14 protein-coding genes are annotated in these 12624 nt (G+C 53.5%); 9 read left to right on the top strand and 5 right to left on the bottom strand.

The features are described from left to right. Positions 1-24 precede the first annotated feature (24 nt). Both rlmB and IV433_RS09110 read left to right on the top strand, forming a co-directional pair. On the top strand, positions 25-768 hold the full coding sequence (gene rlmB / locus IV433_RS09115) for a 23S rRNA (guanosine(2251)-2'-O)-methyltransferase RlmB (protein WP_014411562.1): 744 nt from the start codon (positions 25-27) through the stop codon (positions 766-768). Between the two features lie 137 nt (positions 769-905). Further along, the gene (locus tag IV433_RS09110) at positions 906-2537 is read left to right on the top strand and encodes an isovaleryl-CoA dehydrogenase (RefSeq protein ID WP_195813575.1); all 1632 of its coding nucleotides are present in this window, start codon (positions 906-908) and stop codon (positions 2535-2537) included. On the opposite strand, the gene bsmA is transcribed toward IV433_RS09110, so the two are convergent. After that, positions 2538-2849, bottom strand: coding sequence for a biofilm peroxide resistance protein BsmA (gene bsmA, locus IV433_RS09105; RefSeq protein WP_195813576.1), 312 nt, complete (start codon positions 2847-2849; stop codon positions 2538-2540). It abuts the gene before it with no gap. Positions 2850-2944: 95 nt separating this feature from the next. Then, entirely contained in the window at positions 2945-4894 is a 1950-nt protein-coding gene (locus IV433_RS09100) for a methyl-accepting chemotaxis protein (protein ID WP_195813577.1), read from the bottom strand. A gap of 281 nt (positions 4895-5175) precedes the next feature. On the opposite strand from IV433_RS09100, the gene yjfP reads away from it, so the two are divergent. The 6 genes from yjfP (at position 5176) to IV433_RS09070 (ending at position 8008) form a co-directional block, all read left to right on the top strand. Continuing rightward, positions 5176-5934, top strand: coding sequence for an esterase (gene yjfP, locus IV433_RS09095; RefSeq protein ID WP_195813578.1), 759 nt, complete (start codon positions 5176-5178; stop codon positions 5932-5934). 142 nt (positions 5935-6076) lie between these two features. Further along, positions 6077-6469 carry a 30S ribosomal protein S6 gene (gene rpsF / locus IV433_RS09090; RefSeq protein WP_013573776.1) on the top strand — a complete coding sequence of 131 codons (393 nt, stop codon included), beginning with the start codon at positions 6077-6079 and terminating at the stop codon, positions 6467-6469. Positions 6470-6474: 5 nt separating this feature from the next. Then, positions 6475-6792 (top strand): primosomal replication protein N, encoded by a 318-nt coding sequence (gene priB / locus IV433_RS09085; protein WP_101078289.1) that lies wholly within the window; start codon positions 6475-6477, stop codon positions 6790-6792. A 4-nt stretch (positions 6793-6796) separates the two neighbouring features. After that, positions 6797-7024: a 30S ribosomal protein S18 gene (rpsR, locus tag IV433_RS09080; protein WP_002210155.1), complete on the top strand. Its 228-nt coding sequence runs from the start codon at positions 6797-6799 to the stop codon at positions 7022-7024. Positions 7025-7063: 39 nt separating this feature from the next. Continuing rightward, positions 7064-7516, top strand: a complete 453-nt coding sequence (rplI, locus tag IV433_RS09075; protein ID WP_129954277.1) for a 50S ribosomal protein L9 — start codon at positions 7064-7066, stop codon at positions 7514-7516. Positions 7517-7624: 108 nt separating this feature from the next. Further along, on the top strand, positions 7625-8008 hold the full coding sequence (locus IV433_RS09070; protein ID WP_195813579.1) for a DUF488 domain-containing protein: 384 nt from the start codon (positions 7625-7627) through the stop codon (positions 8006-8008). On the opposite strand, the gene IV433_RS09065 is transcribed toward IV433_RS09070, so the two are convergent. Further along, positions 8005-8712, bottom strand: coding sequence for an OapA family protein (locus tag IV433_RS09065; protein ID WP_152325315.1), 708 nt, complete (start codon positions 8710-8712; stop codon positions 8005-8007). The two genes, IV433_RS09070 and IV433_RS09065, sit on opposite strands and share 4 nt — an antisense overlap. 255 nt (positions 8713-8967) lie before the next feature. Here IV433_RS09065 and fklB point away from each other — a divergent pair, with 255 nt between their 5' ends. Next, positions 8968-9588 (top strand): FKBP-type peptidyl-prolyl cis-trans isomerase, encoded by a 621-nt coding sequence (fklB, locus tag IV433_RS09060; RefSeq protein ID WP_095923686.1) that lies wholly within the window; start codon positions 8968-8970, stop codon positions 9586-9588. Positions 9589-9678: 90 nt separating this feature from the next. Here fklB and ytfE read toward each other — a convergent pair whose 3' ends face one another. Beyond that, entirely contained in the window at positions 9679-10344 is a 666-nt protein-coding gene (gene ytfE / locus IV433_RS09055; RefSeq protein ID WP_195813580.1) for an iron-sulfur cluster repair protein YtfE, read from the bottom strand. Between the two features lie 123 nt (positions 10345-10467). Then, positions 10468-12417 (bottom strand): bifunctional 2',3'-cyclic-nucleotide 2'-phosphodiesterase/3'-nucleotidase, encoded by a 1950-nt coding sequence (locus IV433_RS09050; protein ID WP_195813581.1) that lies wholly within the window; start codon positions 12415-12417, stop codon positions 10468-10470. Positions 12418-12624: the final 207 nt, after the last annotated feature.

The raw sequence follows: 12624 nt of genomic DNA, 5'->3' as shown, positions 1-12624 counted from the left end.
CGCAAGTCTATTTTAAAGAGCATCATGAGCGAAATTATCTACGGTATTCATTCCGTTAAAGCCTTACTCGACAACGATCCCCAGCGCTTTCTGGAAGTCTTCATCCTGAAAGGTCGTGACGACAAACGTCTGAAACCGCTGATCGACGAGCTGGAAGCCAGCGGAATTGTTATCCAGGTGGCGAGCCGCCAGTGGCTGGATGAGAAATCCGAAGGTGCCGTGCATCAGGGAATTATTGCCCGCGTGCGCGAAGGCCGCCAGTATCAGGAAAACGATCTGCCTGCGCTGCTGGAAAGTCTCGATTGCCCGTTCCTGCTGGTGCTGGATGGCGTAACTGACCCGCATAACCTCGGTGCCTGCCTGCGTACCGCTGATGCGGCCGGTGTTCATGCCGTTATCGTTCCGCGTGACCGTTCTGCAAAACTGAACGCGACAGCCAAAAAAGTGGCCAGCGGCGCGGCAGAAAATGTGCCGTTGATCAACGTGACCAATCTGGCGCGTACTTTACGTGTATTGCAGGAACATAACGTCTGGATCGTCGGCACGGCTGGCGAAGCGGATCATGACCTGTTCCAGAGCAAAATGACCGGCCCGATGGCGCTGGTGATGGGCGCAGAGGGTGAAGGTATGCGCCGTCTGACCCGTGAACATTGCGACGAACTGATCAGCATTCCGATGGCGGGCAGCGTGTCTTCCCTGAACGTGTCTGTCGCGACCGGCGTTTGTCTGTTCGAAGCGGTACGTCAGCGCGGTCTGAAAAAAAGCTGATTTCAGTTTCTGATTTCATGCCATAAAACGGGAGCCTTCGGGCTCCCGTTTGCATTTCTGCCTTTGTGATCTGCGCGCCTGTTAATTCCCCGCTTTTTACCATACTGATACCTCATCCTTTTGAAAGGGAGCAGGCGATGAACTGGGAAACACACCGGGTTTTCAATCAGCCCAAACCGTTGAGTAACAGCAATTTATTCCTCTCCGATACGCCGCTGCGCGAAGCTGTTTCACGTCAGCAGGCGGGCTGGGACAATGACGTGCTGGCCTCTTTAGGGCAGCAGCTGGGCTCTGCCGAATCGCTGGAGCTCGGACGGCTGGCGAATGCGAATCCACCCGATCTTCTGCGTTATGACACCACAGGGGAGCGGCTTGACGATGTCCGTTTCCACCCGGCCTGGCACTTGCTGATGCAGGGGCTGGTTGCCAACCGCGTACATAATCTACCGTGGCAGGAAGATGCCCGTATCGGTTCCGCCGTGGCGCGGGCGGCGCGATTTATCCTGCATGCCCAGGTCGAGGCCGGAACGCTTTGCCCGGTGACGATGACTTTCGGTTCAATTCCTCTTTTACAACAATATCTGCCTGCGGAATTTCGCAGCTGGCTGAAACCACTGTTGTCTGATCGTTATGATCCGCATTTGCAGCCCGGCGATCAGAAAAAAGGTGTGCTGATTGGCATGGGCATGACCGAAAAGCAGGGTGGTTCTGACGTGCTCAGCAACACCACGCGGGCAGTTGCGCCGGAAGGCCGTGGCAGTGGAAAACCGTATCATCTGACCGGCCATAAATGGTTTTTCTCTGTGCCGCAAAGCGATGCGCATCTGGTGCTGGCGCAGGCCGACGGCGGGCTTTCCTGCTTCTTTCTGCCACGGGTTTTGCCGGACGGCTCGCGAAATGCCATCCGTATTGAACGCCTGAAAGACAAACTTGGTAACCGCTCGAATGCCAGCAGCGAAGTAGAGTTTCAGGATGCGACGGGCTGGCTGCTGGGCGAAGAGGGCGAAGGGATCCGCCATATCCTGAAAATGGGCGGGCATACGCGTTTTGACTGCGCGCTGGGCAGCCACGCCATGATGCGCCGGGCTTTATCCGTGGCGCTGTATCACGCCTTCCAGCGGCAGGTTTTCGGCAAGCCGCTGATTGAACAGCCGCTGATGCGCCAGACACTGAGCCGGATGGCCCTGCATCTGGAAGGGCAAACCATGCTACTGATGCGCCTGGGCGCTGCGACCGGTGCCCGTGATAATCCGGCTGAGCAGGTTTTGTGCCGCCTGCTGACGCCCGCTGCGAAGTTTGAAGTATGCCGTCAGGGCATGCCTTTTGTGGCGGAAGCGATGGAGGCGCTAGGCGGGATCGGGTATTGCGAAGACAGCGAGTTGCCGCGTTTGTATCGCGAAATGCCGGTGAACAGCATCTGGGAAGGTTCCGGGAACGTGATGTGCCTCGACGTGCTGAGAACCCTCAAAAAGCTGCCTGCCAGCGGAGAAATGCTGCAACACCTGCTGCATCAGGCGCGCGGACAAAACCGGATTTTTGACCGCGCTTCACGCCAGTTTCTGCAACGGCTGCGGACACCGGAAGAAGCGCAGGGGCGCTGGCTGACCGGGCAATTGTTTAACCTACTGGCGGCCACGCAGATGCTGGAATTCGCTTCGCCGCCTATGGCAGACGCGTGGTGCCGGATGGTGTTGGATCCACGCGGTGAAACATTGCTGCCGGAACGTCTGTGTCAGTTGCTGATCAATCGCGCGATCGGCGCTGAATAATTAGCGGTAAAGCGTGGCCTGAGAATACCAGCGGCCGGGCACAATGGTTTCGCTGTTAAACATGATGACGTAATAATGTGCGCCCGCCGCGGTGGCTTTGCGCCGGATTTCCGCTTCGACGTCCATCGGGCTGCCAATAGCTTCGGCAGTAATGCTGCCGGTTTTGGTCAGCGTTGACGTCTGGGCGCGGGTAATTTCCTGTGCTTTTGCCGTCGGCGCGGGCGGAGGAACAGGCGTTGTTTGCATGACGTTGCTGCAACCGCTGAGCGCAGCCAGCAACAGCAGCGCGGCGGAGATTCGGAGGGATTTCATCGTGATATCCGGTAAAAGGGCGATAGTCTGAGTGTAGCCCTTTCACCGGTACGCTGGCGAGTCTGCGCGGTGTTTATTGCCGCGCGACGCACGTCTTATCTTTCGGAAATTTTAAACACGCTCACCAGCTGCGAAAGGTGACGCCCCTGTTCGCTGAGCGCCGCAGCGGTTTGGCGGGAATTTTCCACCAGCGTGGCGTTCTCCTGCGTCGCTTTACCAATCTGCATGATGGCAATATTGACCTGCGAAATTCCTGAAGACTGCTCGTGCGAAGCCACGTCAATGTCACTCATCAGTACTTTGACCTGACGGATCCCGGCAAGAATATCGCTCATATTGGCCTGCGTTTTGGCTGCGCTCTGATGGCCGTCTTCGACTTTGCTCAGGGAATCGGCGACCAGATTTTCAATCTCTTTCACTGCATTCGAACTGCGTTGTGCCAGCGCGCGGACTTCGGCTGCGACCACTGCAAATCCGCGTCCGTGTTCACCGGCTCTGGCGGCTTCAACTGCGGCGTTCAGCGCCAGAATGTTGGTCTGGAAGGCGATGCCTTCGATGACCGTGGTGATATCCGCGATACGCGTTGAGGCATGTTTGATGGCTTCCATGCTTTCGACGGACTGATTCACCGCATCCGCGCCGACCGTGGCGGCTTTATCAGTTTGTTGCACCAGTTGCGTTGCCTGCGAGGCGTTGTCTGCGGTGTTCTGCACGGTGGCGGTAATTTGCTCCATACTGGCCGAGGTTTCTTCAAGACTGCTCGCCTGCGTGCCAATCTGCTGATTGATCTGATCGCTGTCGTGCGCCAGCCCGTGCGTATTGGCCATAATTTCAGAAGACACCTGACGCACTTCGCCGACAATTTTCTCCAGGCCGTGGCCGATACCGTCGATGGCGTGCATCAGGGAACCAATCTCATCGACGCGCTGCGTCTGCGCGCGGGCACGCAAATCACCGCTGGCATATTGCTGGGCAATCAACACAACGTCGCTGAGCGGGCGGCTGACCAGTTTTCGCGTCAGCCCGATAAAGAGCGCCGCAAACAACGCCAGCGCCAGAAGGCTGATCATCAGGAAACGGTTACGCGTGCTGTTAACCTGTTCCATCAGACTGTCTTTGTCGGTACTGCCCACGACGACCCAATGCCACGCCGGGACATTCGCGTAGACAATAAATTGCTGATGCTGGCTGGCCGGATCGGTGTACTCGCGTTCTCCATGCGGTTGTGACATCACCTGCTGCAACTCGCCGTCCGGCCACGCCGGGGTTTTGCCTTCATCCGTGGAGTGCACCAGATACTTGCCGAGATCTTTCCCCGGCGCGCTGTTGAGCACAAAGAAATAACCTTTCTCCCCGATGCGTTTGGATAAAATTTTGGAGCGCATATCCGCGTACTCCTGCGTGATATCCACACCGACGAACAAAATGCCAATCACACTGCCCTGAGCGTCACGCACCGGCTGATATTTGGTGATGTATTTTTTGCCGAATAACGTTGCGAGGCCGCTAAAAGATTGTCCGGCCATAATCCGTGCATACGCCGGGCTGGTGTTGTCGAGCAGCGTCCCGATGGCACGGGTGCCATCCTGCTTTTTCAGCGAAGTCGTCACGCGGATAAAGTCGTCGCCGCGGCGGGCGAAAACCGTAGAGATCGCGCCGGTGCGCGCCAGAAAATCGTCGGGGATCCGCGTTTCAAGGTTCAGGGGATTGCCGCCTGCTTTAATGACGGGGGCAAACTCACTGCCGATCATCACCGGGCTGGCGGTATCCAGCTCGAAATTCTCCGGCAGAAAATGGCTGAAGAGGCGCGTGTAGCTGTCCACTTCGGCATTCAGGCTGGCGTTATACATCTCAATCATGTCAACGACGCCGGTCACCTGTTCTGAAATGGCGTTAACGGCCAGTGCGTTGACCTGTCTGCCGGCAGAGTGGGTCAGTGACAAAGTGAAAATAATAAACAGGGTGCCGACCAGCAGCGAAGCGATACTGGCCAGTTTTGCGCCTATGCTCCAGCGGCGAAATGAGCGTTTTGATGCCGTTTTCATGGTGTTTTTCCGTTTGCTTCTGATAGCGCACTAACGGCGGCAAACGGGAAAGGATTAATGTTCAAATGTAACCAGTTATTTCATTAAAAATTGATCTAAATCAATGAAATCATCCTCGATGTGTGAATTTGAATTAGGTGGAAATGGCTGATTTTACTTTCACTCCGGTAAATGGTTATAAATCATACGAAAAAGGTTGTGGTCGGCGGGCGGCAGGCCGGTAAAATGAAAAGCAGACTGAAGCCAAACTCATTTGCCAGAAAGCGTAAAGGGAGTATCCGATGGTTGAGATGTATGAAGAAAATATTGACGGGATCCAGGTTATTCACGCCGTTCCTGCCGGGCAATATCAGCAGCAGCTCCCGACGATATTCTTCTATCACGGTTTTACCTCGTCGAAAGAAATTTACTCCTATTTTGGTTACACGCTGGCGAAGGCCGGTTTTCGCGTTATTTTGCCCGACGCCCGCCTTCATGGCGCACGCGCGGATGGCGATGAAGCCCGGCTGCTGGCGAATTTCTGGGGCATTTTGCAGGGTAACGTCGAAGAGTTGCCCGTGCTGAAAGATCACTTTGTCGGTAAAGGGCTGGCGGACCCTGAAAGATTAGGCGTCGGTGGCGTATCGATGGGCGGAATGACGACGATGGCCGCGCTGGTCAAATTCCCGTGGGTAAAAGTGGCGGCCAATCTGATGGGCTCCGGTTATTTTTCAACATTATCGCACTCTCTTTTTCCGGCTTACGACACGCAAGACTCCGCGCAACGCCACGCGTTTGAACGCGAATTTGCACCGTTACTCAGCCTGGATTTCAGCGGAAAAGCGGCTTTAATTGCCGGTAAACCGTTGTTTGTCTGGCATGGCGAAGAGGATGATGTCGTCCCGTTCGGCGAAAGTCAGCGCCTGCGGCAGGAACTTGCAGAGAATGGCGCGGATGCGAACCTGACGTTCATTTCTGAAGCGCAAGCGAAGCATAAAGTGTCGGTGAATGCGCTGGCGAAAAGTACGGCATTCTTCGTCGCAAAGCTGTTGAGAAATTAATCTGCCTTTCTCCTTGAGTTTCCCACAGGCTGTACATATAATTGCGCGTCATTTTTTCGACCGCACAACAAACACGTTCCTTGCTTCCATGGGCCGCGGTTGACCCTGACAGGAGGCTGAATAATCCGTAAGGAGCAATTCGATGCGTCATTACGAAATCGTTTTTATGGTTCACCCTGACCAAAGCGAACAGGTTCCGGGCATGATCGAGCGTTACAGTGCAGTAATCACTAACGCTGCTGGTCAGATTCACCGTCTGGAAGACTGGGGCCGCCGTCAACTGGCTTACCCGATCAACAAACTGCACAAAGCTCACTACGTTCTGCTGAACGTTGAAGCTCCGCAGGAAGCGATCGATGAGCTGGAAACTAACTTCCGCTTCAACGACGCCGTTATCCGTAGCATGGTTATGCGTACTAAACACGCGGTAACTGAAGCATCTCCAATGGTTAAAGCAAAAGACGAACGTCGTGATCGCCGTGAAGACTTTGCTGAAGCTAACGATGATGCTGAAGCTGGGGATTCTGAAGAGTAATTGCCGTGACGGCGAATCGTCTGGTGTTGTCAGGCACTGTGTGCAAGACCCCCATTCGTAAAGTCAGTCCTTCGGGCATTCCTCACTGCCAGTTTGTGCTTGAGCACCGCTCGCAGCAGCAGGAAGCCGGATTTAGCCGACAAGCATGGTGCAGAATGCCCATCGTTGTCAGCGGACAAGCGTCACAAGCATTAACTCACAGTATAACGGTCGGCACGCAACTCACTGTTACCGGATTCATTAGTTGCCATCAAGGGCGCAATGGACTGAATAAAGTGGTGTTACATGCCGAGCAGATTGATTTGATAGATTCTGGAGACTAGCCTAATGGCACGTTATTTCCGTCGTCGCAAGTTCTGCCGTTTCACCGCGGAAGGCGTTGTAGAGATTGATTACAAAGACATCGCTACGCTGAAAAACTACATTACCGAAAGCGGTAAAATTGTCCCGAGCCGTATTACCGGTACTCGTGCAAAATACCAGCGTCAGCTCGCTCGTTGCATCAAGCGCGCACGCTACCTTTCTCTGTTGCCATACACTGATCGTCATCAGTAATCGGCAACTGTCAATTAACGACTCTGAGAGGATAAGGTAATGCAAGTTATTCTGCTTGATAAAGTAGCAAACCTGGGCAGCCTGGGTGATCAAGTTAACGTTAAAGCGGGCTACGCTCGTAACTTCCTGGTACCACAGGGCAAAGCTGTTCCTGCTACCAAGAAAAACGTTGAATTTTTCGAAGCACGCCGTGCAGAGCTGGAAGCTAAACTGGCTGACGTTCTGTCCGCTGCTGAAGCTCGCGCAACTAAAATCAACGAACTGGGTTCAGTAACCATCGCGTCTAAATCAGGCGACGAAGGCAAACTGTTCGGCTCTATCGGTACTCGCGATATCGCTGATGCAGTAACTGCTGCTGGTGTTGAAGTTGCTAAAAGCGAAGTTCGTTTGCCGAATGGCGTTCTGCGTACCACTGGTGAACACGAAGTTGAGTTCCAGGTACACAGCGACGTATTCGCTAAACTGAACGTAGTTGTGGTTGCTGAAGCGTAATAACGCTGCAGTTAACCTGTAAAACGCCGGCCTTGTGCCGGCGTTTTGCTTTTCTGCGTCCGGGAAAATACGCTAGTCTGAAAAGGCATTCATTCATGGAGCGATTCGATGGCAGATATTACTCTTCAGCGCGTTTACGATTTCCACGGTCCGGCACAGCAATATTGCTATCTGACGGATCGTTTATGGCCGCGGGGCATCAGCAAAGAAAGATTGCAGGGCGTCGTCTGGCTCAAAGAGGTGGCACCGGAAACTGAGCTGCGCCAGTGGTTTCATCATCACACCGACCAGTGGGATACGTTCGCCGCAAGTTATCGTCAGCAGCTTGAAGCCAGTGAGCACTGGAAGGAATTACTGGAGATAGTGCAGCAAGGCCATTCACTGACCCTGCTGTTTGGCAGCAAAGACGTACACCATAATCAGGCCGTCGTGCTGCGGGACTTTCTGCATGAAAAGCTACATGAAAAGCTGCTGGAAAAGCTCAACACTTAACCGCCGCGCTGGAAACTGCCGTCCGGCTGACGCGTAAACGTCACCGTCACATTCTGATCCGTCGTCACCTGTAATGCGGTGACCACGCCCTGCGCATCACGCTGAATCTTCACCTGCTGACCCGTTTTAAGCGTGCTCAGCGGTTTATCAGCGCCTTCAACGCGGGCCATCGCGAACACATCATTCACGGCCATATTATTATCGCGGAACAGCTGAGCCAGCGTCTGGCCTGACTGAACCTGATAATTGCGCCATGTGCCGGTGCTGTCGTTCACCTGCGGCTGTACCGGGTCCGGTTCCGCCATTTGCGTGGTCCGGCCCTGATCGTTACGCAAATCGGCCTGCATAGGAATGCTGGTCGGCTGCTGCGGTTGTGAAGGCGCGTAAGTATTTTCCGGCGTATAAGGCCAGAGCAGTGCCAGAAGGATCACCAGTACACTGATAATCATGCCACGGCGGTGCGCATAAGGCAGGGGCGACATCCAGTGAAAATCGTCGCTCATATGCCAGATTTTGCTGAGCAGCGTTTTGCTTTTCGTTACCGCAGAAGAAGCGCGACCGGTTTGCCCGACGTTTTCTTCCTCTTCGTTTTCAGTTTGCGCTGTCGTGTCTTGCATCGGCCTTTTCATAATGGCAATCCAGGATCTCAACATGGGTTGATAAATACGGACGGCTTTCCTTCTCCTGGGCGGGATTCTGCCCATGACAACCTCTCTTTTTCACTGTCACAATTTCGACTGCCTGTTGCTGCCTAGTATAGCCGTTTAACTGCTTGATGCGGAAAGGGGCAAAGCATAAATATCACCCAAACGATGTGTCAAATAGCGGCAAATACGAAAAATTTATCGAAAAGTGGAAGGAACTGCGTCAGGCGTCAAGTTGCCTCACAGAGAATTTTACCCAAAAGCGTTGCGCTGCTATGCTGCGCGTTCGACATTTTTAAGAGCTAAGGAAAATTCATGACTACCCCTTCATTTGACAGCGTAGAAGCGCAGGCAAGTTACGGTATCGGCCTGCAGGTCGGTCAACAGTTGCAGGAATCAGGTTTGCAGGGCTTAGAGCCTGACGCACTGCTGGCAGGCTTACGTGACGCGCTGGAAGGGAATACGCCAGCCGTTCCTGTTGATGTGGTTCACCGCGCACTGCGTGAAGTCCACGAACGTGCTGATGCTGTTCGTCGTGAACGTCAGGAAGCCCTGGCCGTTCAGGGTCAGGAATTCCTGGCTGCCAATGCACAGCGCGAAGGCGTAAGCAGCACCGAATCCGGTCTGCAATTCTCTGTGATTACTCAGGGCGAAGGCACTATCCCGGGCCGTCAGGACCGCGTACGTGTTCATTACACCGGTAAACTGATCGACGGCACTGTGTTCGACAGCTCCGTACAGCGTGGCGAGCCGGCTGAATTCCCGGTTAACGGCGTGATTGCTGGCTGGATTGAAGCACTGACTCTGATGCCAGTGGGTTCTAAATGGGAACTGTACATCCCTCATAACCTGGCTTACGGCGAACGTGGTGCGGGTGCTTCCATCCCTCCATACAGCGCGCTGGTGTTTGAAGTTGAGCTGTTAGAAATTCTGTAATTCCTCGCGGAAACCAGAAACGAAAAGGGCGCATTTGCGCCCTTTTTTCATCTTTGCCTTTTACAAATCAGCTGTTTACTAAATGCAGAATTACTCGCCGCGTAATGCACGCGGGAACAGCAGATTATTTTCCAGATGGATATGTTCCATCAGGTCGGAGATGAACTCGTTAATCCCGGCATACAGCGCACGCCAGGTGACACAGGCACCTTCCGGCGGTGTCACGTTATTGGTCAGTCGTTTGATCTCTTCCAGAATATCGCCCGCATCATCATGCTCACGTTCCATCACTGAAATCGGACCGGCGGCCTGACGGCCCATTCCGCCGCGGATCATCGGGAAAAGGATCTGTTCTTCTTTCATCATGTGCTGGGTCAGCTCATCAAGGATCAGTTGCAGCTGAACCGCCAGACCGTGCGGGCAGGGCAGTTTGTCACCGTGAACACGTTCGACTTTATCCGCCATCAGCACCAGCTCCGGCAATTCCTGACGGTGACGATCGTGATAACGCGGAATAATGAAATCGATGATCTCTGCCAGCGGCGCGGTTTTCCAGTCTGTAGAAGTGTCCGGTTGCTGTGCAATTTCAGCAAGTTGCTGTTCGATCGCATCAATATCCAGCTCTTTTTTGGTTACGGCGCGCAGAAGCGTTTGTTTGCCACCACAGCAGAAATCCAGATCATACTGACGAAAAAGACGTGTTGCGCGCGGAATGGCAACGGCCAGAGCGCCAAGAGGTTGGTCGCGATAGTCCATGATGAAGCCTCGTTAAATGAAGGTATTTATAACATGTATTATAAATGCATGTTTAAGGCAAGGCTATAGCTCAAAGGAAGTACAGAAAGAAAAAACGCTCCCGGAGGAGCGTTGAGTGAAAGGCTATTTTTGCAAATCGACCTGATAAACTTCGAAGCCGATATCGTCCGGCCCTTTGGCGGTGACCGGATACTGCACATGAGATTTAATGAAGGCCGCGGCCTTTTCGCCCGGCGATGTCTCGAAGCGGATATCCAGCGGCTGCGGCGCTTTAATTGTTGCCAGCTTCCAGTTGTTGTCGGCTGTTGGCGTAACCGCACCGTGTTTTTTGGTTTCCGCGCTGATATATGCTGCAACCACAGACCGGTTTTCATCCGGCGACGCGAAGGCAATGTGTTTATCGCCGGTGCCCGCGAATTTTCCGCCGTAGGCACGGTAGTTGTTTGTAGCGACCAGGAAAGTCGCTTTCAGATCGATAGGCTTACCGTTGAACGTCAGATTTTTAATGCGCTCAGCATCTTTGTTGATGAGCGTACATTCGCCGTCATATTTCGCCGGCTGGCTGACATCAATCTGATAATTCACGCCATCGATCACGTCGAAGTTATAGGTACGGAATCCGTCCCAGTTAATCAGCGACTGTGGCTTAGTGCTGTTCACATCAATCTGATTAAACTGCCCGGCGGAGCATTCCAGCCAGTCTTTCACTTCCTGCCCGGTGACTTTCATCACCACCAGCGTATTCGGATAAAGATACAAATCTGCGGCATTACGGAAGGTCAGTTCGCCCTTTTCCACCTCGACATAGCTGGCCGGATCGTTTTTACGTCCGCCCACTTTGAACGGCGCGGCAGCGGATAATACCGGCAGATTCGCTAAATCCGGATCGCCCTGAATGAAGTGTTCGGTATAGGCTTTTTGTGCATTGTTGACGATTTGCACCGTCGGATCGTCCTGTACCAGCGCCAGATAGCTATACATATTATCGTTCGATTTGCCGATGGGCTTGCTGACGAATTCTCGTGTCGCGTCATGTGAAGGCGCGAGGACTTTCACCAGATCCTGATCTTCAGCGGCCAGCGATTTCTTCTGCGCTTTGTCATAGATCGGGCGCGCTTCTGCCTTTGCAGTTTCCACTTTCCAGCCGCCACTGTCGTTATTTAAGACCATATCGACTACGCCCAGATGGTCGCCCCACATGCCCGGCATCACCGCAGGAATGCCATTCAGCGCCCCCTGTTTGATGTCAGCGCCTTTAATATTGGCGAATTCTTCGCTCGGGAATACGGCGTGCGCGTGACCGAACATAATGGCGTCGATGCCTTTCACCTGGCTCAGGTAATACACCGAGTTTTCAGCCATGGCTTTGTACGGATCGCCGGACAGACCGGAGTGGGGGATGGCGACAATGATGTCCGCGCCCTGTTTACGCATCTCCGGGATCCATTTTTTTGCGGTCTCGGTAATATCCGCAACGGTGACTTTGCCCTGCAAATTTGCTTTGTCCCAGACCATGATTTGCGGCGGAACAAAACCGATATAACCGATGCGCAGATTATGCGTTTTGCCGTCGCGATCTTTTACCGCGTTGTCGGTAATCAGGAAAGGCGTGAACAGCGGTTTGCCGGTTTTGTCGTCGATGACGTTGGCATTTACGTAAGGGAATTTCGCCCCGGCCAGCGCTTTTTTCAGATAATCCAGGCCGTAGTTAAACTCGTGATTCCCCAGGTTGCCGACCGCGTAATCCAGCGTGTTCATGGCCAGATAAACGGGATGAACATCGCCCTGCTTCAGCCCTTTTGCTGCCATATAGTCGCCCAGCGGGCTGCCCTGAATGATGTCGCCATTATCGACTAACACGGAGTTGGTCACTTCGTTTCGCGCGGCGTGGATCAGGCTGGCAGTGCGCACTAACCCGAATTTGTCCGTCGGCTTATCTTTGTAGTAATCGAAGTCCATCATGTTGCTGTGCAGGTCCGTGGTTTCCATGATGCGCAGATCCACCTGTGCCGCGCCCGCAGATGTTGCGACCAGCGTAGCCAACAGGGATAACGTCAGATGACGCTTATTCATTGCCTTGCCTCCAGAGAACGGGCGACGCCCGGAAAAGAAAAACCGGATATGTATCTCAAAATTTGCTGAGAATGTAATTAGTTGTCATAAATAAATGTGAGTTGTAACAACTTTATGGCGTCTTTAAACCGTCAATACGCTGGCCCGGTAACATTACGGGATGGCTATTCACGGTAAAAAAAACTAGGCTTGAGAAATGAGAATCAA

Origin of the sequence: Rahnella laticis, from assembly GCF_015644585.1 — a bacterium.
GTDB lineage: Bacteria > Pseudomonadota > Gammaproteobacteria > Enterobacterales > Enterobacteriaceae > Rahnella > Rahnella laticis.
The sequence above is the reverse complement of the archived record's forward strand: the minus strand, read 5'-3'. Positions and strand labels throughout refer to the sequence as shown.